Raw genomic sequence first — 26,582 nt, forward strand, 5'->3', positions numbered from 1 at the left:
CCGGTGGAACCCGGGTCCCGCGAAAGGCGCATGGAAAAGGGACGCCGCCGCGGATAAGTCTATCAATTGGCGGAACCGTGATTTGACCGCAGGTTGAGGCGCCAGGGCAGGTGCCCCGTCAGTCCAGGACGAGCCCCTTGCCCCGGCCGGGCGACAGCAGGACCGGGGTGATTTCGCCGAAGCCGCGGACGTTCTCCGTGGCCTGCGGGTCCAGGACGAAGCGCTCGTCCTGGCCCAGGGCCGCGGCGGTAGCCTGGTCCACCAGGACGGTGCCGGGTTCGGCCAGCGCCGTCAGGCGCGCGGCAAGGTTGACGGTGGGTCCGTAGATGTCGCCGAGCCGGGACAGGATGCGGCCCCACACCATCGCGACGCGGGCCTGCGGCAGGATCTCGTCCTCGCTGAACGCGCGGGACAGTGCCAGCGAGATTTCGGCGCCGGCCGCCGGGGTTTCGGCGATGTAGAGCACTTCGTCCCCGATGGTCTTGACCAGGCGTCCGCCGCCCACCGAGATGATCTCGGCACACTTGTTCTCGAAACGCTGGACCATCTGGGCCAGCGTCTTTTCGTTCATCCGGCGGGACAGGCTCGTGTAGGACACCAGGTCCGCGAAGCCCACCGCGCGGGCCAGCGGTAGCGGAGCGTCGTCCTCGTCGCCCTCACGGCCGGCTTCGCTGGCCCTCAGCCCGGCTTCGGCGCGGATCGCCAACCGCTGCACGCCGGCATTCATCTGGCGCCGCCACGAGTACAGCAGGATCTCTTCCATGGCGTCCAGGAGGTTCGGCAGTTCACTGACAAGCCGCTTGCGTGCCACCGCATCGGGGATTCCCTGCTGCATCACCATGTCTTCGATCAGGGCCTCGACCTGCCAGACGACCATGCGGTCCGTCATCTGCCCGATCGCGCGGGTGACCGAGATGGCCGCCTCTTCGGTGAGCTTTCCGGCACGCACCAGGTCCAGGATGGTGGACAGTGCGGAGAGGTCCTGGTCCGTGAAGGCAACGTCCTCGTCCCCGAAGTTCGGGAAGCCCAGGGCGCGCCACAGTTTGCGGGCAGAGAGGAGGGAGACGCCGGCTGCGGCGGAGACTTCACGACGGCGGAGCTTGCGTTCGCCGCCAAGGAGCCTTGTCTCGAGGACCTTCATCGCGATGCGTTCGGCGGACATCACGCCCGTGGGCGGGGAGGCCTGCGGATCGGATGCCACGGGGAGGGGCCGGGTGATGGGCTCGTCGAGGGAAGGCTCCGGCAAGGAATCGTTGCCGTCCTCCGGGTTCCAGTGCTGGTCACCACTCATCGCGTCCACCTTCTCTCCTTGCCCATGTGTTTCCGTTGTCAGCCGCCGATACCGGCGGGAGTCCGTCAATGGCCTCGAGGATGAAGTTCCGGAACCGTGCGGCCTCCGGAACATCGGGCATCAGTGTTCCGCCCGGCTGCCCGGTATCCAAGGATATATTCCCCGAACGCAATGTCCGCTGGATCAGGGTCTGCCTGAGACCGACGTTACGCACCGCGGCAAGGGAAAGCTGCCAGTCGCGGCGCCGAAGCATTCCGAAACGGGCAATTATCCGGCGGCTGGTGAGGATGTACTGCACGGCCAACCATTCAAGGTACTTCGGCAGGCAATAGCCCAGGAGCACCACCACGGCGAGGAAGACGCACGCGAGCACCAGCCAGAGCGTCCATTCGGCGCCGGTCATCACGGGCACCAGCTTGCCTGGCCCGCCCTTGAGAATCCAGGCGCAGGCGTAGGCGGCGAGCGCCGGGGTCAGGATGAATGCCGCCGCCGGGAAGAACAGCCGGCGCCCCTGTTGCCGGGTCACCACGATCACTTGTTCACCCGGCAGGAGCTGTTTACGCATATCCGCCATCTGTGGGCCGCAGATGCACCACGTCCCCGGCCGTCACGACATGTTCGCGGCCACCGTGGTCCACCACCAGCAGCGATCCGTATTCATCCAGGCGGGAGGCGTGGCCCACCAGTTCGTGGTCGCCCGGAAGCTGCGCCCGGACTTCGCGGCCCAGCGTCACCAGCACCGCTTCGACCCGCTTGTGCAGCGACGGCCCGCCCGCGAGACCCGCGGCGGGATCGCCGTCAGCGTTGCAGAAGCTGCGGTAGAGCGCCGCGAAACGGGACAGGTAGTTCTGCAGGATCGCAGTGCGGTCCAGCGTGTCGGAGCCCTCGACCAGGAGGGAGGTGGCGGTGGGAACAGGCAGTTCCTCTTCGGCGAGGCTGACGTTCAGGCCCGTGCCGAGCACCACCGCGGGAACCGTGCCGTCACCCATCGGGCCGAGCTGGGCGAGGATTCCGGAGATCTTCCGGCCTCGGACCAGGACGTCGTTGGGCCACTTGATCTCCGCGGGCAGGCCGCAGAATTCCAGCAGCGTTTCACGCAGGGCCAGGGCGGCGAGCAGCGACAGCCAGGAATAGCTCTGGGTAGGCACCGGCAGGCCCTGGGCGTTGACGGGCCGCAGCACGATCGACACGGACACGGCGGAATGGTCGGGCGCGTCCCAGTGCCGCTCCAGCCGTCCCCGCGCCGCGGTCTGGTGTTCGGCGGTCAGCACGGACATGTCCGGCCATTCCTTGGGTTCCACCGTGACCGCCCGCAGGAGGTCCGCGTTCGTGGAGCCCGTGGTCTCAACGACCTCCAGGCGGGAGATGCCGGCGCTTGAGAGGAAGTCCCCGTTGAGCAGCGCGTCCTTGTCGAGGTTTGCCCGTTCCATACTCTGAATCCTAACGATCCCGGCAGCCGCGGACGTAGCCCTTCCGCCTACAGGAAAATGTCCGGGACCAGCTGCTCTTCCGGAGCCCCGAGGCTGTAGGGCCGGAAGTCGTCCACTCCGGCCGCGCGCAGCACCTGTTCATCGGTGTAGAAGTTCCCGCTCAGGGGTCCGGCGGCACCCGCTCCCCCGCTGAGGATGGCGTGGGCAGCGTCGGCCATGATTTCCGGTCCGCGGGCGGCCTGCGCGATCCGGTCGCCGCCGGGCATGTTCCGGATGGCGGCGGTGTCGATCAGGGTGCAGGGCCAGAGCGAGTTGACCAGCACGCCGTCGTCCTTCAACTCTTCGGCAAGCCCCAGGGTGGTGAGGCTCATCCCGTACTTGGCCATGGTGTAGGCCAGGTGCATGCCCGCCCACTTCGGGTCCAGGTTCAGCGGCGGCGACAGGGTGAGGATCTGTCCGTGCACAGATTCCCGCAATGCAGGCAGGGCGAGTTTGGAGAGCAGGAAGGTGCCGCGGACGTTGATGTCCTGCATGAGGTCGTAGCGCTTCATGTCGACGGCGTCCGTCCGGGACAAGTCGATGGCCGAGGCATTGTTGATGACGGCGTCGATCCCGCCGAAGTGTTCGACGGCGGCAGCCACCGCGGCGGCGACGTCCCCGTCGTTCCGTACGTCGCCCACGAGGGCGAGCGCCTTGCCGCCGGCGGCCTCCAGCCGGGCGGCGGCGGTGCGCACCGTGCCTTCCAGCTTGGGGTGGGGTTCTCCGGTCTTGGCCAGGAGCACGATGTTGGCGCCGTCGCGCGCGGCACGCAGGGCGATGGCCAGGCCGATTCCCCGGCTGCCGCCGGACATCAGGAGGGTGCGGCCCTTGAGGGTGCCGGTTGCCCGGTACGGGGTGGCGGCGCGTGCTGAAGCGTCGTTGCTTGAGGTCATGGGGACACTGTAGCCGATCGAAGTTACTCACGGGTAACATTGCCGGATGCTCGACTTGAAGACGGAAAATTGTAGGGTTTCTACAGCGGGATCCGGGTTTTGCGTCACTAGACTAGCCAGCAGGGCCCGCATTTTGTACGGATGCTACTTAAGAGCGCATGCCCAGCAATGCAGTGCCAGCGTAAACAGCTACAGAGCCGGAGACACTTGATGAGCCACGATCTGACCACGACGGCGGGAAAGATTGCCGATTTCCGCGACCGCCAGGCCCGTGCGGAACAGCCCTCCGGCCCCGAGGCGATCGAAAAGCAGCATGCCCGCGGCAAGAACACCGCCCGCGAGCGCATCGACCTGCTCCTGGATGAAGGCTCCTTCGTCGAGTTCGACGCCCTCGCCGTCCACCGCTCCACGGCCTTCGGCATGGAGAAGAAGAAGCCCCTCGGCGACGGCGTCGTGTCCGGCTACGGCACCGTCGACGGCCGGCTCGTTGCCATCTACAGCCAGGAATTCAGCGTCTACGGCGGCTCCCTCAGCCAGGTCAACGGCGAAAAGATCGTCAAGGTCCAGGAGTTCGCGCTCCGCAACGGCTGCCCGATGGTCGGCATCAACGACGGCGGCGGCGCCCGCATCCAGGAAGGCGTTGCCTCGCTGGCAATGTTCGCTGATATCTTCCGCAACAACGTCCACTCTTCCGGCGTCATCCCGCAGATCTCCCTGATCATGGGCCCGTGCGCCGGCGGTGCCGCCTACTCCCCCGCGCTCACCGACTACGTGGTGATGGTGGACAAGACCTCCCACATGTTCATCACCGGACCGGACGTCATCAAGACCGTCACGGGCGAGGACGTGGACATGGAAACGCTCGGCGGCGCGCGCCAGCACAACGCCACCACCGGGACCTCAACCTACCTGGCCAGCGACGAAGCCGACGCCATCGAATTCGTCCGCGAACTGCTGGACTTCCTGCCGTCCAACAACCTCTCCGAAGCCCCGGTGCTGGAGCACGAGCAGGAGCTCGAGACCGACGAGGACGACCTCGCCCTGGACACCGTCATCCCGGACTCGGCCAACCAGCCCTACGACATGCGCAAGGTCATCGAGCAGATCGTGGACGACGCCCACTTCCTGGAGATGCAGTCGCTCTACGCCCCGAACGTCATGATCGGCTACGGCCGCATCGAAGGGCACACCGTGGGCATCGTGGCCAACCAGCCCATGCAGTTCGCCGGCACCCTGGACATCGCCGCGTCAGAAAAGGCAGCGCGCTTTGTCCGCCACTGCGACGCCTTCAACATCCCCATCGTCACCCTGGTGGACGTCCCCGGCTTCCTGCCCGGCAAGGACCAGGAATTCCAGGGCATCATCCGCCGCGGCGCCAAGCTGCTCTATGCCTACGCCGAAGCCACCGTCCCGAAGCTGACCGTCATCACCCGCAAGGCCTACGGCGGCGCGTACATCGTGATGGGCTCGAAGAAGCTCGGCGCGGACCTCAACCTCGCCTGGCCCACCGCCCAGATCGGTGTCATGGGTGCCCAGGGCGCCGTCAACATCCTCTACCGCCGCGATCTCGCAGCGGTCGCCGAGACCGGCGGGGATGTCGAGGCCCGCCGTGCGGAGATCATCCAGCAGTACGAAGAGGAACTCCTCAACCCTTACCAGGCCGCGGAACTGGGCTACGTGGACGCCGTCATCGCGCCGTCCGACACCCGCGTCCAGATCATCAAGGGACTGCGCGCCCTGCGTGACAAGCGCGCCAGCCTGCCCACGAAGAAGCACGGAAACATCCCGCTGTGAGCACCGAGCCCATGAACCAGGACCCGGTTGCCGAGGCACCCGAGGCGCCCCTGCTTTCGGTGGTCAAGGGAAACCCGACGCCGGAAGAGCTCGCCGCGCTGGCCGCCGTCGTCGCATCGCTTTCGGCACCCGCGGTGCCGATGCCCGAGAAGCCGAGCGTCCGCCACTGGGTGCGGCGCCAGCGGCTCGGCCTGGACCCGACGCCGGGTCCGGGCGCCTGGCGGCGCAGCAAGGGCTGAGTGTTCAGCAACCCTTTCAGAAAGGCGCGCCCGCCGCTAGGCTCGTCAGGTGACTACTGAAAACACCTCACCGGCACGTTCCCGGACCGCCATCGACGCCGTAGCTGACGCGTACACCGAAACGTACCTGGCGTTGAACCCGAGCTTGGCCACCACCCTCGGCATCCCGGGTCACGAGAGCGAGTACCAGGACTTCTCGCCGGCGGGCGCCGCGGCCTTCGCTGCCGCTGCCCGCGACACCCTAGACAAGCTCTCAGGCCTGGAGCCTGCCGACGCCTCCGACGTCATCACCCTCGACGCCATGCGGGAGCGCCTGGGCCTGCAGCTGGAGTTCCACGAATCCGGCTGGGACGCAGCTGAGCTGAACAACATCGCCTCGCCCGCCCAGGACATCCGCGCCGTCTTCGACCTGATGCCCACCGCCACGGAGCGGGACTGGGGGCACATTGCCGGCCGCGCCGCCAACGTGCCGGGAGCCGTCGAGGGCTACATCGCCTCCCTGCGCTCGGCCAAGGACTCCGGAAAGGTCGCGGCCGCGCGCCAGGTGCGGATCGTGATCGAACAGGCCGGCAAATACGCCGCCGAAGACGGCTTCTTCGCCAAGCTCGCCGCGGACGCGGCGATCGACGGCAAGCCGCTGCCCGCGGACCTGCAGGAGAAGCTCGACGCCGGTGCCGCCGTCGCGCGTTCGGCCTACGCGGGACTTGCCGCGTTCCTCGAGGCGGAACTGCTGCCGCTCGCCCCCGAGAAGGACGCGGTGGGCCGCGAACGCTATTCCCTGGCCTCCCGCACCTTCCTGGGCGCCACCGTGGACCTCGAGGAAACCTACGCGTGGGGAGTCCAGGAACTGCAGCGCATCATCGCCGAGCAGGAGCGCGTGGCGGAACAGGTCCGGCCCGGGGCCACGATCGAGGAAGCCAAGGAGATCCTGGACAACGATCCCGCCCGGCAGATCAAGGGCACGGACGCCCTCCAGGCGTGGATGCAGGAACTGTCCGACCGGGCCGTGGCCGACCTTGCCGACGTCCACTTCGAGATCCCGGACGTCATGAAGACCCTGGAATGCAAGATCGCCCCGACCGACGAGGGCGGCATCTACTACACCGGGCCCGCGGACGATTTCTCCCGCCCCGGACGCATGTGGTGGTCCGTGCCCGCCGGCGAGGACACCTTCACCACCTGGGCGGAGACGACGACGGTCTTCCACGAAGGCGTGCCGGGCCACCACCTGCAGGTGGCCACCGCCGTCTACCGCCGCGAGCTGCTGAACGACTGGCGCCGCAACATCTGCTGGGTGTCCGGCCACGGCGAAGGCTGGGCCCTGTACGCCGAGAAGCTCATGCTGGAACTGGGCTACCTGAAGGATCCAGGCGACCACATGGGCATGCTGGACATGCAGCGCATGCGTGCCGCCCGCGTGGTCTTCGACATCGGCGTGCACCTTGAGCTCGCGGTCCCCGAGGCTTGGGGCAGCGGCACATGGACGCCGGAGAAGGGCTACGACTTCCTCCGCGCCAACCTGCCCATCAGCGAAGGCCAGCTCAAGTTCGAGTTCACCCGCTACCTCGGCTGGCCGGGCCAGGCCCCTTCGTACAAGGTGGGCCAGCGGCTCTGGGAAGAGATCCGCGCCGAACTGGAAAAGCGCGACGGCTTCGAGCTCAAGGCCTTCCACACGGACGCCCTGAACATCGGCTCGGTGGGGCTGGACACGCTCCGCCGGGCGCTGCTTGGCTGAGACATTTGCCACAGCAACAGACGGAATAACTTGAAACTTCATTGATGTGGCGGCCGTCGCTGGTATTCCAGTGACGGCCGCCACTTCATCTTACCCGTCATATTTCTCAACGTCCGCTCGCTCTGGTATTCCAGCTACCCCTACGTTGTTCGGGTGAGCAAAACATCCAACCTCTCGCCCTCCGCCGGAAAGACCGCGCCCAAGCTCCCCAAGTGGGCAACGTCCTTCGGCGTGCAGATCATCGCCGCCCTCATCATCGGCCTGGTGCTCGGCCTCATCGCCAAGTACACCGGCAGCACCAAGGCCGCCCCCAACGGCCTCGGCGCCACCCTGCAGACCATCGGCTCGAGCTATGTCTCGCTACTGCAGACCGCCGTCGTCCCGCTGATCTTCACCGCCGTCGTCAGCTCGATCGCCAACCTCCGCCAGGTCTCCAACGCGGCAAAGCTCGCATGGAACACCCTGCTCTGGTTCGCCATCACCTCCCTGATCGCCGTGCTGATCGGCATCGGGCTGGGCGTACTCTTCCAGCCGGGCACCGGCACCGGCATCAACAGCCAGGGCGAGGCCCCAGGCAAGGTCGGCAGCTGGTGGGCCTTCCTCACGGGCCTGTTCCCGAAGAACTTCCTGGGCCTCGGCGCGAGCACCACCATCGCCGACGACGCAGTCACCACCGCCGTGAACTTCAACGTGCTGCAGATCCTGGTGATCGCGATCGCTGTCGGCGTGGCCGCCCTCAAGGTGGGCAAGCAGGCCGAACCCTTCCTGAACTTCAACGCCTCCGCACTCGCCGTGATCCAGAAGGTCCTCTGGTGGATCATCCGGATCGCCCCGCTGGGCACCATCGGCCTGATCGGCAACGCCGTGGCCATCTACGGCTGGGACACCATCGGCTCCCTGGGCAAGTTCACAGTGGCCATCTACATCGGCCTGGCGCTGGTGCTGTTCGCCGTCTACCCGGTGCTGGTCCGCAGCCATGGCCTGTCCGTGAAGCAGTACTTCTCCGGCGTGTGGCCTGCCGTGCAGCTGGCCTTCGTCTCCCGTTCCTCGATCGGCACCCTGCCGCTCACGCAGCGTGTCACCGAACGGAACCTCGGCGTTCCGAGCGGCTACGCCTCCTTCGCCGTGCCGCTGGGCGCCACCACCAAGATGGACGGCTGCGCCGCGATCTACCCGGCCATCGCGGCGATCTTCGTGGCCCAGTTCTTCGGCATCAACCTGGACTTCAGCCAGTACCTGCTTATCGCCCTCGTCTCGGTGCTGGGCTCGGCCGCGACGGCCGGCACCACCGGCGCCGTCGTGATGCTGACCCTGACCCTGTCCACCCTCGGACTGCCGCTGGCGGGCGTCGGCCTGCTCCTTGCGATCGACCCGATCCTCGACATGGGCCGCACGGCGGTCAACGTCGCCGGGCAGGCCCTCGTGCCCACCATCGTGGCCAAGCGCCAGGGCATCCTGGACGAGGAACTGTACAACGCACCGCGCACCGGCACCGCCTTTGCGGACGACGCCCTGGAACGGGAGTCCGCAGCCCCGGCGGCAGAGCGCGAGCTCGCGGACGCCAAGGCCTAAGGCAGCCGCCTCACAAGGGCATGGCGCGATGCTGACGGATCCCCGGGAATTCCCCGGGGATCCGTCCGTTTAACGGGGCGCCCCGGTAGGCTCAGCGCATGCTGATTGTCACCTCCAACGAAATCCCGGGCCACCGCATCGACGCCGTGTTCGGCGAGGTCATGGGCCTCACCGTGCGGTCCCGGGACATCGGCTCGCAGATGCTCGCCGGAATCCGCTCCCTGGGCGGCGGCGAACTCCCCGAAATGACCAAGGCCCTCTACGAAAGCCGCCAGGAAGTCATGGCCCGCATGGTCAACGAAGCACAGCAGCGCGGCGCCAACGCCATCGTGGCCATGCGCTTCGACACCTCGGAAATGGGAACGAACTGGACCGAGGTGTGCGCCTACGGCACCGCCGTCTTCGCCATCCCGCTCAAGGAAGGCGAACCCGGGGCAACCGGCCAGTCGATCTATCTGAGCAGCACCGCCGGCCAGCAACAGCAGGCATAGCCCCCGCTCCCCCGGATCTAACTTGCGCCGGATTCTTTAACTTGCGCAGAGTGCAAAAATGCACTTAGTGTAAATATGTGCCTGCAACCGCTCCCACCACAACAGCGTCCCGCCGTGAACTGAACAAGGTCGCCACCCGCCGCGCGATCGCCGACGCCGCGCTTGCCCTGCTGCGCAGCAACGGCGCGGGAAACTTCACCGTGGAAGACATCGCCGCCGAGGCGGGGGTGTCCCGGCGGACGTTCTTCAATTACTTCACCGGCGTGGACGCCGCCTTGGCCTCCCTGGCGGACCGCTTCCTCGAGAACGTCCTGGAGCAATTCCGCCTCCGCCCGGCGGATGAACCCATCCTTGAATCCGCCCGCATTGCGCTGATGGAACTGGCGGACCCGATGACGGCGGCGCCCATCGCCGAACTCTTCAGCCTCACGAACTCCAGCCAGGTGCTGGGCCGCTGCGAGCTCGAAGCCTGGGAACACTGCACCGAACAGATCATCGCCGCCGCCCGCGAACGCCTCGGCGACGGCGCAGACGAACTGCACCTGCGCGCCATGGCCGGCTCCATCATCGCCTGCGGCAAGGCCGCGATGGGCGTCTGGTTCGAAGAACGCGGCGCCGACCTTTCCCTGGAGTCGCTGGCAGTCTTCCGCCAGCACCTCGTCACCGCCGTGGGCCTGCTGGCCTCCGGCTTCAACGCACCTGCCACCGCCTGACCACGCGGAACCTGACCACCTACCGCCTGACCACCCGGAACAGATCGGCACCACCATGGCTACTTTGCTCTACCGTCTCGGCAAGTTCTCCTACCGCCACCGCTGGCTGGTGATCTCCCTGTGGCTGGCCGTCCTGGTAGCCGTGGGCGGTTCCGCCGTGGCCTTCCATGGCACCATGTCCAACAACTTCCAGATCCCGGGCACGGAAACCCAGCGGATGCTGGACAAGCTCAAGAGGGACCTGCCCGAAGCATCCGGCGGCTCGGCCGGCATCGTCTTCGAGGCCGGCAGCAGCGGCTTCGACCAAGCCGGCAAGGATGCGGTCGCCGCGGCCCTGGACAAGCTCGGGACGCTTCCCACGGTGCAGTCCACAGTCAACCCCTTTGACACGCAGGCCGAACTCGACAAGGCGCCCGCCGCCGTCGAGCAGGGCGAGAAGCAGGCAGCCGCGGGCAAGGCACAACTCGAGCAGGCCCGCGCGCAACTGGCCGCCGGCGAGGCCCAGCTCAAGGCGGCGGAAGAGCAGATGGCGGGTGCAGGAATGCCCGCGGCCGCGATCGACGCGCAGGTTGCCCCGCAGAAGGCCCAGCTCGCGGCGGGGAAGGCAAAGCTCGACGCCGGCGAGAAGCAGGCAGCCGACGGCGCGGAGAAGCTCGCGCTGGCGAAACGCCAGCTTGAGGCCTCCCAGGGCATGCGCTTCGTGTCCGAGGATGGCAAGGCCGCGATCGCCCAGGTGCAGTTCAAGACCTCCATCAACGCCCTGAGCCCCGCCGAACGCCAGCAGGTCCAGGACGTCGTCCACGGCGTGTCCTCCGCTGGCGTCACGGCGCTGGCCAGCAAGGAGATCACCGAGGACGTCTCCCAGATCTTCGGCGTCGCGGAGATCGTCGGCGTCGCCGTCGCGGCCCTTGCCCTGATCGTGATGCTCGGGACCCTGATCGCCGCCGGGCTGCCCCTGCTCATGGCACTTGTGGGCGTGGCGGTGGGCGTGGGCGGCACCTTCGCACTCACCGGCGTCATCGACATGAGCTCCATCTCCCCCATGCTCGCCCTCATGCTCGGCCTGGCCGTGGGCATCGATTACTCCCTCTTCATCGTCAACCGGCACCGCGGCCAGCTGCTCTCCGGGATGGACCCGGAGGAGTCCGCGGCCCTCGCCACCGGCACCTCCGGCAACGCGGTGCTGTTCGCCGGCCTCACGGTGGTCATCGCGCTGGCCGCCCTGGTGGTCCCCGGACTGCCGTTCCTGGCCGTGATGGGCCTTTCCGCCGCCGCCACGGTGGCTGTCGCCGTCGTCGTCTCGCTCACCCTGACGCCGGCTGTGCTGTCGCTGATCGGCCGCCGCCTCATCTCCAAGCGTGCGTGGGCGAAGGCCGCACGGCACAACGCCGAGCCGGGCCACGAGGCCGCGGACCGGGCCGCCGACGCCCGCAAGAGCAACCGCGGCTGGGGCGCCCTGGTGACCCGACACCCGGTGTGGTCCCTGCTCGCCGGCTTCGTGCTGCTGGGTGTCCTGGCGCTGCCGGCCTCCCAGCTGCGGCTCGCCCTTCCCGACGGCGGCTCCGAACCCGTCGACTCGCAGGCCTTCAAGGCCTACGACCTCACCCGCAAGAGCTTCGGCGAAGGCGTCACCGGACCGATCGTCGTCGTCGGCGAACTCCCCGGCGGCCTCAGCGACAGCGAGGCTCTCAACAAGCAGCTGGACGTCGCAGCGGAGCTGCGCGGCGTGGACAAGGTGGTGGCCGCCGTCCCGGTCGCCCTGAGCCCCTCCACGGGAAGCGACGGCCACCGCACCGCGGTGTTCCAGGTGATCCCGCAGGACGGTCCGGCCAGCGAAAGCACCGTCCAGGTGGTCTCCGAACTCCGGGCCAAGGGCAGCAGCATCAAGGCCCGCACCGGCGTCACCATCGGCCTGACCGGCCAGACCGCCGGCAACGTGGACGTCTCCGCCAAGCTCGGCGCGGCCCTGCCGCCCTACCTGGCGATCGTCGTCGGCCTGTCCGTGATCCTGCTGCTGCTGGTGTTCCGTTCTGTGGTGGTGCCGCTGCTGGCCACCGGCGGCTTCCTGCTCTCCCTCGCAGCGGCGTTTGGCGCCGTGGTGGCCGTGTACCAGTGGGGCTGGCTGGGTGCCGTGTTCGACGTCGCCAACCCCGGTGCGGTGCTGAGCTTCCTGCCGATCATCCTCATCGGCGTCCTGTTCGGCCTGGCAATGGACTACCAGGTCTTCATCACCTCGGGCATGCGGGAATCGTTCATGCACGGCGAGAGCGCCCGGCCGGCCGTGCGCAGCGGCTTCAGCCACGCCGCCGCGGTGGTCACTGCCGCCGCGATCATCATGGTGAGCGTCTTCGCCGGCTTCATCTTCTCGCACCTGACCATGGTCCGGCCGCTCGGCTTCGCCATGGCGTTCGGCGTGCTGGTGGATGCCTTCGTGGTCCGCATGACCATCCTGCCCGCCGCGATGTACCTCCTGGGCGACAAGGCATGGTGGCTCCCGCGCTGGCTGGACCGGATCCTGCCGGACGTTGACGTCGAAGGCGCCTCGCTCGAGCGGACGGGTGTCCGGGAAGGCGCGAAGGAACTGGTGCCCTGACCGGCCCTGCCTGAAGGCCTTCGAACGCCCCGAACAGCCCTCGACGCCCCGCCGGATCAGGAGGAGGATTAAGGGGCAGTCACCAGAAGGAGGTCTGTGATGTGCTACGGGTACAGCAAGGATTTCCGTTGGGACACCAAGAAAGATGCCTCACGGGAAACCGAGGAGCACAAGGAACCACACGTTGACGCGAAGGGCACGTTCTGGGCCTTCCCGCGCCGGCGCCGCGATTTCACCACCCCGCGGGAACCGGTCATCGACCGGAGCCGCGAGAGGGTTTAGCCCCCGATAAGGAAGGAACGCCCCACCCGGGCGTTCCTTCCTTGCGTTCCGGCGGGACAGCGCTCCGCCGGGACGCAGGGCGGGACGTCCGCCGGGGCCCGGCAGCGGATACCCTTGAACGCGTGACCCGACTCATCCTGGCCTCCCAGTCCCCCGCCCGCACCAAGCTCCTCACCGAGGCCGGCATCCGGCACGAAATCCTCGTCTCCGACGTCGATGAGGACGCCGTCCAGGCGCGCTACGGGGTCACCGACCCGCACGACACCGCCCTGCTGCTCGCGCGCGCCAAAGCCGAAGCGGTCGCGGCGCTGCCGGAAGCCGAAGGCGCCCTGGTGATCGGCTGCGACTCGGTCTTCGAGTTCGACGGCGAGGCGCACGGCAAGCCGTACACCGCCGAAATCGCCAAGGAGCGGATGCTGCGGATGAGCGGCTCCTCCGGCGTGCTGCACACCGGGCACTGGCTGGTGGACTGCCGCGACACAGCCGCCGACGTCGCGGACGGGGAAAGCGCCGACGGCACGGGGGCGACCCTCGGCGCCGTTTCCAGCGCCGAAGTGCATTTCACGCCGATGAGCGAGGCGGAGGTGGATGCCTACATCGCCACCGGCGAGCCGCTGCACTGCGCGGGCTCCTTCACCATCGACGGACTGGGCGGGGCGTTCATCCGCAAGGTCGACGGCGACCCGCACGCCGTAGTCGGGCTGTCTGTCTCCACCCTGCGCGAGCTGCTCGGCCAGGCGCAGGTGGGCATCACCGAGCTGTGGGCAAGCGACGGCGACTCCGCCGGTTTGTAGCAACCCTACAAAGAGGAGGCGCCGCACGCACGGATTCCCCCATCAATATGGGCGGAACCCTCACAATCGCGCTAGTCTCCTTTGAGGACAAAAGGAGTCAACTTGACAGCACAACCGGCGCAGCCCGTTTCCAGCTCGATCACCAAGGTACTGGTGGCCAACCGCGGCGAGATCGCGGTCCGCATCATCCGCGCAGCCCGGGACGAAGGCCTCGCCTCCGTCGCTGTCTACGCCGACCCGGACCGGGACGCCCTGCACGTCCGGCTGGCCGACGAGGCTTACGCCCTGGGCGGCAACACCGCCGCAGAGTCGTACCTCGTCATCGACAAGCTGATCGACGTCGCCAAGCAGTCCGGCGCCGACGCCATCCACCCCGGATACGGCTTCCTGGCAGAGAACGCCGAATTCGCAAGCCGCGTGATCGGGGCGGGCATCACCTGGATCGGCCCCTCCCCCGAAGCCATTGACGCCCTCGGCGACAAGGCGAAGGCCAAGCACATCGCACTGGCCGCCGGCGCCCCGCTGGCTCCCGGCCTCAAGGACCCCGTCAAGGACGCCGACGAGATCGTCGCCTTCGCCCAGGAGTACGGCCTGCCGGTGGCCATCAAGGCCGTCTACGGTGGCGGCGGCCGCGGGCTCAAGGTGGCCCGCACGCTGGAAGAGATCCCCGAACTCTACGAATCCGCCGTCCGCGAGGCGTTGGCCGCCTTCGGGCGCGGCGAGTGCCTCGTGGAAAAGTTCCTGGACTCTCCCCGCCACGTCGAAACCCAGTGCCTGGCCGACGCGCACGGCAACGTCGTCGTCGTCTCCACCCGTGACTGCTCCCTGCAGCGCCGCAACCAGAAGCTCGTGGAGGAAGCCCCGGCACCGTTCCTCTCCGAAGAGCAGAACCGCCGCCTGTACGAATCGTCCAAGGCAATCCTGAAGGAGGCCGGCTACCTCGGCGCGGGCACCTGCGAGTTCCTGGTGGGCCAGGACGGCACCATCTCCTTCCTCGAGGTCAACACCCGCCTGCAGGTGGAGCACTGCGTCTCCGAGGAAGTCACCGGGATCGACCTGGTCCGCGAACAGTTCCGTATGGCCCGCGGCGAGGAACTCGGCTACGGCGACCCGGAGGTCCGCGGCCATTCCTTCGAATTCCGCATCAACGGCGAGGACGCGGGCCGCAACTTCATGCCCGCCCCCGGCACCGTGGAAACCCTCCGCTTCCCCACCGGCCCCGGCGTCCGCGTGGACTCCGGCATCCAGGCCGGCGAGGTGATCAGCGGCAACTTCGACTCCATGCTGGCCAAGCTGGTGGTCACCGGCTCCAGCCGCAAGCAGGCCCTCGAACGCTCCCGCCGCGCCCTGGCCGAGCTGGAGATCACGGGCATGCCCACAGTGACTCCTTTCCACCGCACGGTGGTCTCCGACCCCGCCTTCGCCCCGGAGGAGGGCCCGTTCTCGGTCCACACCCGCTGGATCGAAACCGAGTTCGTCAATCACATCCCGGCCTGGTCGGGCGCTGCGTCCACTGAAGCCCCCGACGCCGGTGAGCGCCAGCGCTTCGTCGTCGAGGTCGGCGGCAAGCGCCTTGAGGTCGCCCTCCCGGCGGGCCTCGGCGCCGTGTCCGTGAACGGCGCTTCGCCGAAGGCGGGCAAGTCCAAGAAGCGCGCCCGCGGCGCCGGTGCCTCCGCGGCTGCTGCAGGCGGAAACGCGTTGACCTCACCGATGCAGGGAACCATCGTGAAGGTGGCCGTGGCCGATGGCGACGTGGTGGCCGAAGGCGACCTGATCGTGGTGCTCGAAGCCATGAAGATGGAACAGCCGCTCACCGCCCACCGCGCAGGCACCATCCACGGCCTGGTTTCCCAGGCTGGCGAGACCGTGTCCGCCGGGGCCGTCATCGCCACGATCGAAGACTAATTACACTTAGCGAAGACTAGGAGGGCGCCCCCTTAACGGGGGCGCCCTCCGGCATTTAACATCGTGGCATGAGGGCGCTGTACAACTCCTGGTACCGCTTCGGCACCCCGCCGTGGGTCGGAGACGCCCGGCAGGAGCTGGTTGCCCTCGTCAACGACGGGACGCTGACCCCGTGCCGGGCCATCGACCTGGGCTGCGGCGAGGGCGACAACGCCGTGTTCCTGGCGCGGCACGGCTTCGACGTGACCGCCGTCGACTTCGCGCCTGCGGCCATCGAGAAGGCACGGGCCAAGGCCCGCGCCGCCGCCGTGGGCGTCGAGTTCGTCGTGGACGACCTCACAGAGTTGCGGCATGTCCGGGGACCCTTTGGGCTGCTTGTCGACTACGGCACGTTCGACGACCTTTCCGAAACACAGCGCGCCGGCTACCTCCGCGACGTCGTCCCGTTGGCCGCGCCCGGGGCGAAGTTCCTGCTGTGGAATTTCGAGTGGGAGCTCAAGGGCTGGGAGAAAGCCGCCGTGAAGCTGCTGCCGTTCGGCGGCATGGCCCTGGCCCCCGGGTATGTGGAGGCCACGTTCTCACCGGACTTTTCCATCGAGCGGGTGGCCGGCGAATCCGGCCTCAAGGGCTGGCCGCGGGGCTGGGCAGCCTATCTGATGACCCGCCGCGCCTGAGCCGCCACAACGCCAAGCGGCTCCGCACCATCAGGTGCGGAGCCGCTTTCTGCGTTGCCGGAGGACTTGTCAGGCGATGTTGTTCTCGTAGTCCATGTCCTTGGTTTCGCGGGTCAGCCAGAGCGCCACGAGGGTGACCACCGCGGCGAGCGCCATATAGACACCGACCAACCACGTGTTGCCTGAAGCCGCCTGCCAGAGGGCGATGGCAACGAACGATGCCGGTGCGGCTCCGATCATGGACGACAGGTTATACGCCACCGCCGAACCGGTGTAGCGGACGTTCGCGGGGAACAGTTCGGGGAGGATTGCTGCCATCGGGCCGAAGGTCAGGCCCATGAGGGTGAATCCGACGATGAGGCCGACCATGGCCGCTGCCTGCCCGGGACCAAACATCGTGAACCAGAGCGCGCCGAACACGAAAATGCCGGCCGTGACACCGAGCAGGAACTTGCGGCGGCCCCATTTCTCAGCGAGCGGCCCGGACACCACGGTGAAGACGCCGAAGAAGACGACGCCGATGATCAGCATCCAGAGGAAGTCGGACCGGCTGATACCCAGGCCGGGAACGAATGCGGCAACTTGTTCTGCGGTCATCGGCTTGCCGGCCGCTTCTGCCGCCGATTGGGCGCCGGCCAGCGTGGGCTTGGTGCCGTACGACAGGGTGAACGTGGTCATGATGTAGAAGAGCACGTACGTGGCGAACATGATGAATGTACCGGCGAGAACCGGGCGCCAGTGGCTCCTGAACGTGGCCGCAAGGGGCAGCTTCTGCACCTTTTCCTGCTCGATCACCCTGGTGAAGGACATGCTCTCCACCAGCTTCAGGCGGACGTAAAGGCCCACGACGACCAGAACCGCGCTGAGGAGGAATGGAACCCGCCAACCCCAGGCAAGGAACTCTTCGGGGCTCAGGGAGACGTTCATCCAGATGAAGATCACGTTGGCGATGATGAAACCGATCGGAGCCCCCAGCTGCGGGAACGTTCCGTAGATGGCACGTTTGCCCTCGGGCGCGTTCTCGGTGGCCAGCAAGGCGGCCCCGGACCATTCCCCACCCAAAGCCAGGCCTTGGAAGAAACGCAGCACCACCAGCAAAACCGGAGCCAGGATCGCCCATCCCGGGAGGGAAGCCGTGGGCAGAAGCCCGATGAGGAAGGTGGCAATACCCATGGTCAGCAGGGAAGCAACGAGGGTGCCCTTGCGGCCGATCTTGTCACCGAAATGTCCGAAGACCACTGCGCCGACCGGGCGCGCGAAGAAGGCAACGCCGAAGATCGCGAAGGCACTCAATAGCGCGTTGATGTCAGTGGCGTCAGGGAAGAACAGCTTGGGGAAGACGAGTACCGACGCGGTGGCGTAGGCATAGAAGTCGTAGAACTCGATCGTCGTGCCGATCAGGCTTGCGAAGATCACCTTGCCACGCGAGTTGACTGGCTTGGCCGACTCGCTTTCCTTGGGTTCAGCTATGGAAGACATTCACCGTTGCTTTCGTTCGCACCGGTCCGGCGCCTGCGGCCTGCCCGGCAAGATTTATTGAGGGTTCAATAATAGTTCCCGCTATCCACTGAATGGACATTCGGTCCGGAATGTGGACCTGCGGATACGTCCCACAATGTGGTCAAGGCCACACTAGCGTTCACCGCTTCTCACGCGGCGCCGACACCCTCGGATAGGCAAATGTCACAGCACGTTTACACACCGCGCCGGTCGCCGAAACGAGCCGTCCCTACCTTGGAAAGTACCTAGTCCCCCCAAGGAGGCATCCCGTGACTGTCGAACAAAGCGCACAGACCCAAGGCAACGAGGCCACCAAACTTTCAGTACCCGTACTTGAACACCGCCCCGGCCGCTGGATCGCGAATTGGGACGCAGAGAACAAGGGGCAGTGGGAGGCCGAGGGCCGCTCCATCGCCAAGCGCAACCTGTACTGGTCCATCTTCGCCGAGTTCCTGGGCTTCGTGGTCTGGCAGCTGTGGTCGATCGTGGTGGTGCAGCTTCCCGGCGCGGGCTTCAAGCTCAGCACCTCGGAAATCTTCTGGCTGATCTCCATGCCGAGCCTGGTCGGCGCAACCCTGCGCATCCCCTACACCTTCATGGTTCCGAGGTTCGGCGGCCGTAACTGGACCATCATCTCCGCGCTGCTCCTGCTGATCCCCTCCATCGGCCTGGCCATGTGCGTCTCGAACCCGCAGACCCCGTTCGGCGTGATGCTCCTGGTCGCGGCCCTGGCAGGTTTCGGCGGCGGCAACTTCGCCAGCTCCATGGCGAACATCACCTTCTTCTACCCCGCCCGCGAAAAGGGCTGGGCGCTGGGCCTGAACGCCGCCGGCGGAAACATGGGTGCCGCCGTCGCGCAGCTGGTGGTCCCGATCGCGGTGACGCTGCTCGCTGCGGGTACCGCGAACCTGCCCCTCGCCGGCCTGATCTGGGTTCCGTTCATCCTGCTGGCCGCGTTCGGCGCCTGGAAGTACATGAACAACCTCACCAGCGCCAAGGGCGATGTGGCCGGCTCCATCGCGGCCCTGAAGGAACCGCACCTGTGGATCATGGCTTTCCTGTACATCGGCACGTTCGGTTCGTTCATCGGCTTCGCCGGTGTCTTCCCGAAGCTCATCAAGGACTACTTCCCGGACTTTTCCGCCATCCACGTCGGCGCCGTCGCGCTCTCCCTGGCATTCCTCGGCCCGCTGGTCGGCTCCCTGGCGCGGCCCTACGGCGGACGCATGGCAGACCGCCGTGGCGGTGCCCGGATGACCGTTGCCTCCTTCACCGCCATGGCCATCATCACCCTCACCATGATCTGGACCCTGCCGCTGAAGAACTTCTGGCTCTTCCTGGTGCTGTTCCTGCTCCTCTTCGTTGCCAGCGGCTTCGGAAACGGCGCAACCTACCGCATGATCCCGGTCATCTTCGCCACCTCCAGCCGTGCAGCCCGTAACGGCGCCACCCCCGCGGCCACCCAACGGCTCGCATCGTCCTCCCTCGGCCTGATCTCCGCGATCGGCGCCTACGGCGGCTTCGTGATCCCGCAGGTGCTGAACGCTTCCAACACCGCCTCCGGTTCCTACACCCCGGCCTTCTACGGTTTCGTCGCGGCCTACGTGGTCATGCTCGCCGTCTGCTGGACCTTCTACCTCCGCAAGGCCCGGAACTCAGCGGGAGAGTACACCTCGATGGGTCACATCTGACATGTCCTCCGGTACCGCCACCCACTGCCCGTACTGCGCCCTCCAGTGCGCGATGACCCTGTCCCCGGCCGCCAAGCCGGGGGCGGGGTCCCCGGCCGCGGAAACCCCGACGCCGGACAGCCCCTCCGCGCCCGCCGCTCCCCTGCTCGAGGTGGCCGGCCGCGAGTTCCCCACCAACCGGGGCGGGCTGTGCCGCAAGGGCTGGACCTCCGCGGCACTGCTGGGTCACGCGGGCCGGGTCACCGAGCCGCTGCTCAAGGGCTCCGACGGTGTGCACCGGCCGGTCAGTTGGGACCAGGCCCTGATGCTCGTGGCGGCCGCGGTCAAGGACAGCTGGGCACGCCACGGTCACGACTCCGTGGGCGTGTTCGGCAGCGGCGGCCTCACCAATGAGAAGGCGTACCAGCTGGGCAAGTTCGCCCGCCTGGCACTGCGCACCTCCCGCATCGACTACAACGGCCGGTTCTGCATGTCCTCGGCGGCGGCGGCAGGAAACCGTGCCTTCGGCGTGGACCGCGGCCTGCCCTTCCCCGTGGAAGACCTCGACTCCGCTTCCGTGATCCTGCTGCTGGGCTCGAACGTGGCCGAAACCATGCCTCCGTTCGTCCAGCACCTGCAGGGCGCGCGCGACGCCGGCGGGCTGATCGTGGTGGACCCGCGCCGCTCCGCCACCGCGGCATTCACCGGCAACGGCGGCGGCATCCACCTGCAGCCCCTCCCCGGCACTGACCTCGCCCTCATCCTGGGCATCTCCCATGTTGTGGTCCACGAAGGCCTCGCCGACACCGCGTTCCTCGAAGGCCGCACCAACGGCCACAAGGCGGTCCTCCGCAGCCTCACCGCGTTCTGGCCCGAGCGCGTACAGTCCATCACCGGCGTTCCCGCCACCCTGATCCGCGAAACCGCGCGCCGCTTGGCCCGGAGCGCGCGCCTCGCCAAGGACGAAGGCCAGGGCGGCTGCTACATCCTCAGCGGCCGCGGCGTCGAACAGCACGTGGACGGCACCGACACCGCCACTGCCGCCATCAACCTCAGCCTGCTGCTGGGCCTGCCCGGCTCCGCGCGCAGCGGCTACGGCACCCTCACCGGCCAGGGCAACGGCCAGGGCGGCCGCGAACACGGCCAGAAGGCCGACCAGCTTCCCGGCTACCGGAAGATCACCGATCCCGCCGCCCGTGCCCACATGGCGAAGGTCTGGGGCGTGGACGAGTCCCTGATCCCGGGCGCCGGGCTGCCCGCCGTCGAATTCCTGAAGTCCTTGGGACAGCCCGACGGCGTCCGCTGCCTTTTCGTGCACGGCGCCAACGTGGCGGTGTCAGCCCCAGATGCCGGAGCCGTGATCGCGGGCCTGCGCAGCCTGGACTTCCTGGTGGTGTGCGACTTCTTCATGTCCGAGACCGCCGAAGAGGCTGACCTGGTGCTTCCCGTGGCGCAGTGGGCCGAAGAGGAAGGCACCATGACCAACCTCGAAGGCCGCGTGATCCGGCGCCGCCGGGCCCTCACCCCGCCCCCGGGCGTCCGCACCGAACTGTGGCTGATGTCCCGGCTCGCCGAACTGCTCGATGCGCCCTCGACCTTCAGCGACGATCCCCGCACCGTCTTCGAGGAGCTCCGCCTGGCTTCCGCCGGCGGCCTGGCCGACTACTCCGGCATCGACTACGACATGCTCGACGCGGGCGAAGCCGCCTACTGGCCCTACCCCACGGGCAGCACGGGAACCCCGCGGCTCTTCGCCGGCGGTTTCGCGCACGCCGACGGCCGCGCCGCTATGGTCGCCGTCACACCTTCCCGCCGCGCCCAGCGCACCTTCGCCAGTGCATCCGAGCCCGACTCCCTCGCCCTGGCCACCGGCCGCCTGCTGGAGCACTACCAGTCCGGGGCCCAGACCCGCCGGGTGGCCGAACTCTCGGCGTCCCAGCCGGAGGCACGCCTCCAGTTGCACCCGGAAACGGCGGCCCGCCGCGGCATCGTGGACGGCGGCCTGGTGACCGTCAGCAACGAGCGCGGCGAAGTCCAGGTCCGCGCAGAGGTGAACACCGCGATCCGGCCCGACACCGTCTTCCTGCCCTTCCACTTCCCCGGAGCGGGCAGCGCCAACCGCCTCACCGAGGCGGCCACCGATCCCATCTCCGGCATGCCGGAATTCAAGACCAGCCGGGTGTGGGTGAAGGCCGTTACGGCCGAACCGGCCCTGGCCGCAGCAGCTGTGTCGTCGCACCGCAAGGAGGAATCATGAGCGAGCGCATCGTCGTCGTCGGTTTCGGGCCCGTGGCAGCCCGCCTGGTGGAGGGTCTCCTCCCGGCGGTGCGCCGCGGCAGCGTGAGCCTGATGGTCCTCGGCCAGGAAGCCGAAGCGGCGTACAACCGCGTGATGGTTGCCGAGTTCGGCGTCGGCCGCAGCACCGCCGAAGCCCTGGCCATGGCCGATGCCGCCGAGCTCATCGCGGAGGGCGTGGACGTCCGCCTCGGCGTGACCGTCAAGCGGGTGGACCGTGCCCGGCAGCGCGTGGTGCTCTCCGACGGCACCACCGAAGGCTACGAACGCCTGGTCTTCGCCACCGGCGCCCGTCCCGTGATCCCCAACCTCACCGGCATCAACCCCGATCCCGCACACCCCGTGCTCCCCGCCGGGGTCACCGCCCTGCGCGACCTGAACGACGCCGGGATGCTGCTCCGCGCCGTGACCGCCCGCCAGCGCGTGGTGGTGCTGGGCGGCGGCGTCCTGGGCCTCGAAACGGCGCTTGCCGCGGCCGATGAAGGCGCACAGACCACCGTGGTGCACAGCGGGCCCCACCCGATGGGCCGCAACATCGACCGGGGCGGCGGCGCCGTGCTGAACGCCGCGCTACGCTCGGCAGGCGTGTCCGTGGTCAGCAACGCGGTGTCCACCGCCGTGGAACACAACGGCCCGGACGGCACCTTCTCCGCATTGGTGCTCGACGACGGCTCACGGGTTGAGGGCGACCTCCTCCTGCTTTCCTGCGGCGTGCGTCCCCGCATCGAACTGGCCGAGGGCTGCGGCCTGCCGGCGGCCGCGGGCATCCTCGTCGACCACCGTCTGCGCACCCACCACGAACCGCACATGTTCGCCATCGGCGACTGCGCCGAAGTGCGCTGCGCGGACAAATCCTGCCCCGACTGCAAGGGCGCCACGGCGCCGTCGGGCCTGGTCGGTCCGGGATGGCGGCAGGCCGAATGGCTGGCCGCTTACCTGGAAACCCTCGCCGAGGACGGCCAGGAGGCCGCGGACAGCCTGCCGGAGCTGGCGAAGGAACAGCCCGGCGTCGTGGTCCTGAAGGCGCGCGGCATCAACCTCGCCGTCGCAGGCGACAACTCCGCCGAGCCGTGGGACGACATGCTGTGTCCCTCCCCCGACGGGCTCCCGCACCGCGAAGTCGCGCAGTGGGCTGACCCCGGCCACGGCCGCTACGTCAAGATGACCACCCGCGGCGGGGTCCTGCAGGGCCTGGTGTCCGTGGGCATGCCCCGCACCGCCGCCGAGCTGGTGGTGCTGTTCGAACGCGGCTCGGAGCTCCCGGCGGACCGTTCCCTGCTGCTGCGCCTGGATGGCACGGACCAGCCCGCGGGCGCCAACAACGATCCCGCCCGCACGGTCTGCCGCTGCGCAGGCGTCAGCGGCGCCGCGATCGAGGAGTCCGTGGCCGGTGGTTGTTCGTCGGTGCCGGAGGTGTCCAAGGCCACCCGGGCCGGGACCGGCTGCGGCGGCTGCCACGACGACATCAAGGCGATCATCGAAAAACATTTCCAAGGGGCCGTAGCGGCGTAAGGCCCCTTAGGATGAGCCGGTGACTGAACCTTCACCCAGCATCCAGGAAACCGCGCCGGGCGTCTTCTTCGTCGAAGGCCCCGCCTCGAACTGGATCGTGGTCCGCGATCACAGCGGGTTCATCCTGATCGACAGCGGCTACCCCGCCGACCGTGACCTGGTCCTTGGCTCGGTCCGGTCCCTGGGCCTGGACCCGGCGGACGCGCGTGCCGTGCTGATCACGCACGGGCATGTGGACCACACCGGCTCGGCGGCCTACTTCTCCGAGGCCTTCGGCGCGCCGGTCCTGTGCGCGCCGGAGGAACTGGCCCACGTCCAAGGCAAGGAAAAGCACCAGGTCACGTTCGGCCAGGTGCTCGTGCGCGCGTGGCGTCCCGCCGTCTTCCGCTGGATGCTGCACGTCATCAAGGCCGGCGCGCTCAAGGCGAAGCCCGCCACCTTGGCCAAGGCCTGGGACGCGGACATACTCCGGAACCTTCCCGGCCGTCCCGAGGCGATCCTGCTCCCCGGCCACACGCCGGGCAATGCCGCGATCCTGCTGCCTGAAGCCAAGGCCATCGCGGTGGGTGACTCGTTCGTCACCGCGCACCCGATCAGCCGGGCATCCGGCCCGCAGATGCTGCACCGGATGTACCACTCCGACCCGGCCGCGGCACTGGACGCCACGCGCCGCCTCGCAGGGATGGACGCCTCGGTGATCCTGCCGGGCCACGGGCCCGTGCTGCGGATGCCGCTGGCGCAGGCCCTGGCCGGGCTGTATTCCCGCTAACTACATGTGCACGTGCAGTCGGCGTGCGGCTTCCGAGATGGACCCGGTCAGCGACGGGTACACGGTGAAGGTGCTGGCGACGTCGTCAACGTGCAGCTTCTGCGTGACCGCAACGGAAATCGGGAAGATCAGCTCGGAGGCGTTGGGGCCGACCACCACACCGCCGATCACGGTGCCGGAGCCCTTGCGGGCGATGATCTTGACGAAGCCGTCCTTGGTGTTGCGCATCTTGGCGCGGGCGTTGCTGAGCAGCGAGAGCATGACGACGTCGCCCTGGTACTTGCCGGATTCCAGGTCCGCCTCGGAGACGCCCACGGACGCGATTTCCGGGGAGGTGAAGATGTTCGACGCCACCTGGTGCAGCTTGATGGGGGTGACGCTGTCGCCCAGGAAGTGCGCGATGGCAATGCGGCCCTGCATGGCGGCCACGGAGGCCAGGGCGAACACCCCGGTGCAGTCGCCGGCGGCGTAGATGTTGGGGGCGGTGGTGCGGGAGACGCCGTCCACCTTGATGTGCCCGGATTCGGAGAGTGCCACGCCGGCTTCCTCCAGGCCGATCCCGGCGGTGTTCGGGATGGAGCCGACGCAGACCAGGCAGTGGCTGCCGGTCACCGTGCTGCCGTCGCCGAGGGTAACCTCCACCCCGGTTTCGGTGCGTACGACGGCGTTCGCCCGGGAGCGCGAAAGGACGCGCACCCCGCGGCGCTTGAAGACGTCCTCCAGCACGGCTGCGGCGTCGGTGTCCTCGCCGGGCAGCACCTGGTCGCGGCTGGAGATCAGGGTGACCTTGGAGCCGAGGCCGTTGTACGCGGAGGCGAATTCGGCGCCGGTGACGCCGGAGCCCACCACGATCAGTTCCTCGGGCAGTTCCTCGAGGTTGTACAGCTGGGCCCAGTTCAGGATGCGTTCGCCGTCCGGCTTGGCGGTGGGCAGTTCGCGCGGGTGGGCGCCGACGGCCAGGAGGATGGCGTCGGCGGTGATGGTCCTGGTGCCGTCGATGGTGAGGACCTCGATGGTGTGGTTGTCCACGAGCTTGCCGGAGCCAATGACGATCTCCACGCCGGCCTGGTCCAGGGCCTCGTGGATGTCTTCGGACTGTTCACGGGCCAGGCCCAGGAGGCGGTCGTTGATGTGGCCAAGGTCGGCGCGCATGTGCGGGGCGACGTCGCCGCCGTCGACGGCGAACTTGACTCCCAGCTCTCCCGCCTCGCCGACGCGGGTCATGAGGTCCGCCGTCGCGATCAGGGTCTTGGAAGGTACGACGTCGGTGAGGACGGCGGAGCCGCCAAGGCCGGCGCGTTCGATGATGGTGACCTGCGCCCCGAGGGCCGCTGCGACCATGGCGGCTTCGTAGCCGCCAGGACCTCCACCAAGAATTGCGATACGGGGCGAACTGAAGTCAGGATGCATGGTCACAAAGAACAATTGTTACGCATCGGCAGGGGTGCCTGCCACTAAGCCCCGCCTGAGTGGCCTGCGCCTCACTCCCGACCACCGCGCCGCTCAATACCGCGCTGTTCAACAACGCGAGGCTCCCTGTAACTTGTACCAGTGAGTAACAGTGAGCTGCTTAACACCGATCCCTTCGAAGCCGCGCGGGACGCCGCCGACTACATCGCCGCGGAGACCGGCGTCGAAAACCATGACGTCGCGCTGGTGCTCGGCTCCGGCTGGGGCGCCGCCGCAGACTTGATCGGCGAGACCACCGCAACCCTCACGGCGGCCGAGGTGCCCGGTTTCTCCGCACCCGCCGTCGAGGGCCATGTGGGGACCATCCGCTCGGTGCTGACCAAGCAGGGAAAGCGGGCGCTGGTGCTGGGCGCGCGCACCCACTACTACGAAGGCAAGGGCGTGCGCGCCGTGGTCCACGGCGTGCGCACCGCAGCCGCGGCCGGCTGCAAGACCCTGGTGGTCACCAACGGATGCGGCGCCCTGAACGAGGCCTGGTCCCCCGGCACCCCCGTGCTGATCAGCGACCATATCAACCTCACGGCAACCTCTCCGCTGGAAGGCGCCACCTTCGTCGACCTGACGGACCTCTATTCCTCCCGCATCCGGAACCTGGCCCGTGAAGTGGATCCCACCCTGGACGAGGGCGTGTACGCCCAGTTCACCGGACCGCATTACGAGACTCCCGCCGAGGTCCAGTACGCCAAGCGGATCGGCGCCGACCTGGTGGGCATGTCCACCGCCCTCGAGGCGATCGCCGCCCGCCACGCCGGCATGGAGGTCTTCGGCATCTCGCTGGTCACCAACCTGGCCGCGGGCATCAGCCCGGTGCCGCTGAGCCACCAGGAGGTCATTGAGTCCGGCGAGGCTGCCGGTGGGCGGATCTCGAAGCTCCTCGCGGAGATCATCGCGAAACTCTGAGGCTAATCCGGACTCGTCCGG

General features: G+C 68.0%; 22 protein-coding genes. 16 read left to right on the forward strand and 6 right to left on the reverse strand.

The genetic code is table 11. The features are described 5' to 3' along the window. Nucleotides 1–118 precede the first annotated feature (118 nt). From D3654_RS01480 to D3654_RS01495, 4 genes are read right to left on the reverse strand one after another with little or no spacing between them, the layout of a single operon-like run. Nucleotides 119–1,291 carry an adenylate/guanylate cyclase domain-containing protein gene (locus D3654_RS01480; RefSeq protein WP_120519791.1) on the reverse strand — a complete coding sequence of 391 codons (1,173 nt, stop codon included), beginning with the start codon at nucleotides 1,289–1,291 and terminating at the stop codon, nucleotides 119–121. Beyond that, nucleotides 1,281–1,856, reverse strand: a complete 576-nt coding sequence (locus tag D3654_RS01485) for a PH domain-containing protein (protein ID WP_120519764.1) — start codon at nucleotides 1,854–1,856, stop codon at nucleotides 1,281–1,283. Before D3654_RS01485 ends, D3654_RS01480 begins: the two co-directional genes overlap by 11 nt. Further along, nucleotides 1,849–2,721 (reverse strand): biotin--[acetyl-CoA-carboxylase] ligase, encoded by an 873-nt coding sequence (locus D3654_RS01490; RefSeq protein WP_120519765.1) that lies wholly within the window; start codon nucleotides 2,719–2,721, stop codon nucleotides 1,849–1,851. The genes D3654_RS01485 and D3654_RS01490 overlap by 8 nt, the downstream gene beginning before the upstream one ends. Nucleotides 2,722–2,768: 47 nt before the next feature. Beyond that, the gene (locus tag D3654_RS01495) at nucleotides 2,769–3,653 is read right to left on the reverse strand and encodes an SDR family oxidoreductase (RefSeq protein ID WP_120519766.1); all 885 of its coding nucleotides are present in this window, start codon (nucleotides 3,651–3,653) and stop codon (nucleotides 2,769–2,771) included. Nucleotides 3,654–3,863: 210 nt separating this feature from the next. On the opposite strand from D3654_RS01495, the gene D3654_RS01500 reads away from it, so the two are divergent. From D3654_RS01500 to D3654_RS01550, 11 genes are all read left to right on the forward strand, one after another. Beyond that, entirely contained in the window at nucleotides 3,864–5,447 is a 1,584-nt protein-coding gene (locus tag D3654_RS01500; RefSeq protein ID WP_120519767.1) for an acyl-CoA carboxylase subunit beta, read from the forward strand. A gap of 11 nt (nucleotides 5,448–5,458) precedes the next feature. Then, nucleotides 5,459–5,686, forward strand: coding sequence for an acyl-CoA carboxylase subunit epsilon (locus tag D3654_RS01505; RefSeq protein WP_120519792.1), 228 nt, complete (start codon nucleotides 5,459–5,461; stop codon nucleotides 5,684–5,686). A 49-nt stretch (nucleotides 5,687–5,735) separates the two neighbouring features. After that, the gene (locus tag D3654_RS01510; protein ID WP_120519768.1) at nucleotides 5,736–7,421 is read left to right on the forward strand and encodes a DUF885 domain-containing protein; all 1,686 of its coding nucleotides are present in this window, start codon (nucleotides 5,736–5,738) and stop codon (nucleotides 7,419–7,421) included. Nucleotides 7,422–7,574: 153 nt separating this feature from the next. After that, complete coding sequence (locus D3654_RS01515; RefSeq protein ID WP_120519769.1) at nucleotides 7,575–8,993, forward strand: dicarboxylate/amino acid:cation symporter; 1,419 nt, start codon at nucleotides 7,575–7,577, stop codon at nucleotides 8,991–8,993. Nucleotides 8,994–9,091: 98 nt separating this feature from the next. Next, nucleotides 9,092–9,484, forward strand: a complete 393-nt coding sequence (locus D3654_RS01520; RefSeq protein ID WP_120519770.1) for a YbjQ family protein — start codon at nucleotides 9,092–9,094, stop codon at nucleotides 9,482–9,484. Nucleotides 9,485–9,561: 77 nt separating this feature from the next. After that, nucleotides 9,562–10,197: a TetR/AcrR family transcriptional regulator gene (locus D3654_RS01525; RefSeq protein WP_120519771.1), complete on the forward strand. Its 636-nt coding sequence runs from the start codon at nucleotides 9,562–9,564 to the stop codon at nucleotides 10,195–10,197. 55 nt (nucleotides 10,198–10,252) lie between these two features. Further along, nucleotides 10,253–12,790: an MMPL family transporter gene (locus D3654_RS01530; RefSeq protein ID WP_120519772.1), complete on the forward strand. Its 2,538-nt coding sequence runs from the start codon at nucleotides 10,253–10,255 to the stop codon at nucleotides 12,788–12,790. Nucleotides 12,791–12,889: 99 nt separating this feature from the next. Then, entirely contained in the window at nucleotides 12,890–13,072 is a 183-nt protein-coding gene (locus D3654_RS01535; RefSeq protein WP_120519773.1) for a hypothetical protein, read from the forward strand. Between the two features lie 122 nt (nucleotides 13,073–13,194). Beyond that, nucleotides 13,195–13,866, forward strand: coding sequence for a Maf family protein (locus tag D3654_RS01540; protein WP_120519793.1), 672 nt, complete (start codon nucleotides 13,195–13,197; stop codon nucleotides 13,864–13,866). 102 nt (nucleotides 13,867–13,968) lie between these two features. Then, nucleotides 13,969–15,771, forward strand: a complete 1,803-nt coding sequence (locus D3654_RS01545; RefSeq protein ID WP_120519774.1) for an acetyl/propionyl/methylcrotonyl-CoA carboxylase subunit alpha — start codon at nucleotides 13,969–13,971, stop codon at nucleotides 15,769–15,771. Nucleotides 15,772–15,839: 68 nt separating this feature from the next. Further along, entirely contained in the window at nucleotides 15,840–16,445 is a 606-nt protein-coding gene (locus tag D3654_RS01550; RefSeq protein ID WP_120519775.1) for a class I SAM-dependent methyltransferase, read from the forward strand. A 69-nt stretch (nucleotides 16,446–16,514) separates the two neighbouring features. Here D3654_RS01550 and D3654_RS01555 read toward each other — a convergent pair whose 3' ends face one another. Then, nucleotides 16,515–17,924: an MFS transporter gene (locus tag D3654_RS01555; RefSeq protein WP_120519776.1), complete on the reverse strand. Its 1,410-nt coding sequence runs from the start codon at nucleotides 17,922–17,924 to the stop codon at nucleotides 16,515–16,517. Nucleotides 17,925–18,214: 290 nt separating this feature from the next. Between D3654_RS01555 and D3654_RS01560 the strand changes: the two genes are divergently transcribed. The 4 genes from D3654_RS01560 to D3654_RS01575 are packed head-to-tail and all read left to right on the forward strand — an operon-like array spanning nucleotide 18,215 to nucleotide 24,191. Then, nucleotides 18,215–19,636 (forward strand): MFS transporter, encoded by a 1,422-nt coding sequence (locus D3654_RS01560; protein ID WP_120519777.1) that lies wholly within the window; start codon nucleotides 18,215–18,217, stop codon nucleotides 19,634–19,636. Nucleotide 19,637: 1 nt separating this feature from the next. Further along, on the forward strand, nucleotides 19,638–21,872 hold the full coding sequence (locus D3654_RS01565) for a molybdopterin oxidoreductase family protein (protein WP_120519778.1): 2,235 nt from the start codon (nucleotides 19,638–19,640) through the stop codon (nucleotides 21,870–21,872). Continuing rightward, nucleotides 21,869–23,422: an FAD-dependent oxidoreductase gene (locus D3654_RS01570; RefSeq protein WP_120519779.1), complete on the forward strand. Its 1,554-nt coding sequence runs from the start codon at nucleotides 21,869–21,871 to the stop codon at nucleotides 23,420–23,422. Before D3654_RS01565 ends, D3654_RS01570 begins: the two co-directional genes overlap by 4 nt. A gap of 19 nt (nucleotides 23,423–23,441) precedes the next feature. Continuing rightward, on the forward strand, nucleotides 23,442–24,191 hold the full coding sequence (locus D3654_RS01575) for an MBL fold metallo-hydrolase (RefSeq protein WP_205571701.1): 750 nt from the start codon (nucleotides 23,442–23,444) through the stop codon (nucleotides 24,189–24,191). On the opposite strand, the gene D3654_RS01580 is transcribed toward D3654_RS01575, so the two are convergent. After that, nucleotides 24,192–25,607, reverse strand: coding sequence for an NAD(P)H-quinone dehydrogenase (locus tag D3654_RS01580; RefSeq protein ID WP_120519795.1), 1,416 nt, complete (start codon nucleotides 25,605–25,607; stop codon nucleotides 24,192–24,194). It lies immediately after the preceding gene. Nucleotides 25,608–25,742: 135 nt separating this feature from the next. On the opposite strand from D3654_RS01580, the gene D3654_RS01585 reads away from it, so the two are divergent. Next, the gene (locus D3654_RS01585; RefSeq protein WP_120519780.1) at nucleotides 25,743–26,561 is read left to right on the forward strand and encodes a purine-nucleoside phosphorylase; all 819 of its coding nucleotides are present in this window, start codon (nucleotides 25,743–25,745) and stop codon (nucleotides 26,559–26,561) included. Nucleotides 26,562–26,582: the final 21 nt, after the last annotated feature.

Origin of the sequence: Arthrobacter celericrescens (assembly GCF_003614925.1) — a bacterium.
GTDB lineage: Bacteria > Actinomycetota > Actinomycetes > Actinomycetales > Micrococcaceae > Arthrobacter > Arthrobacter celericrescens.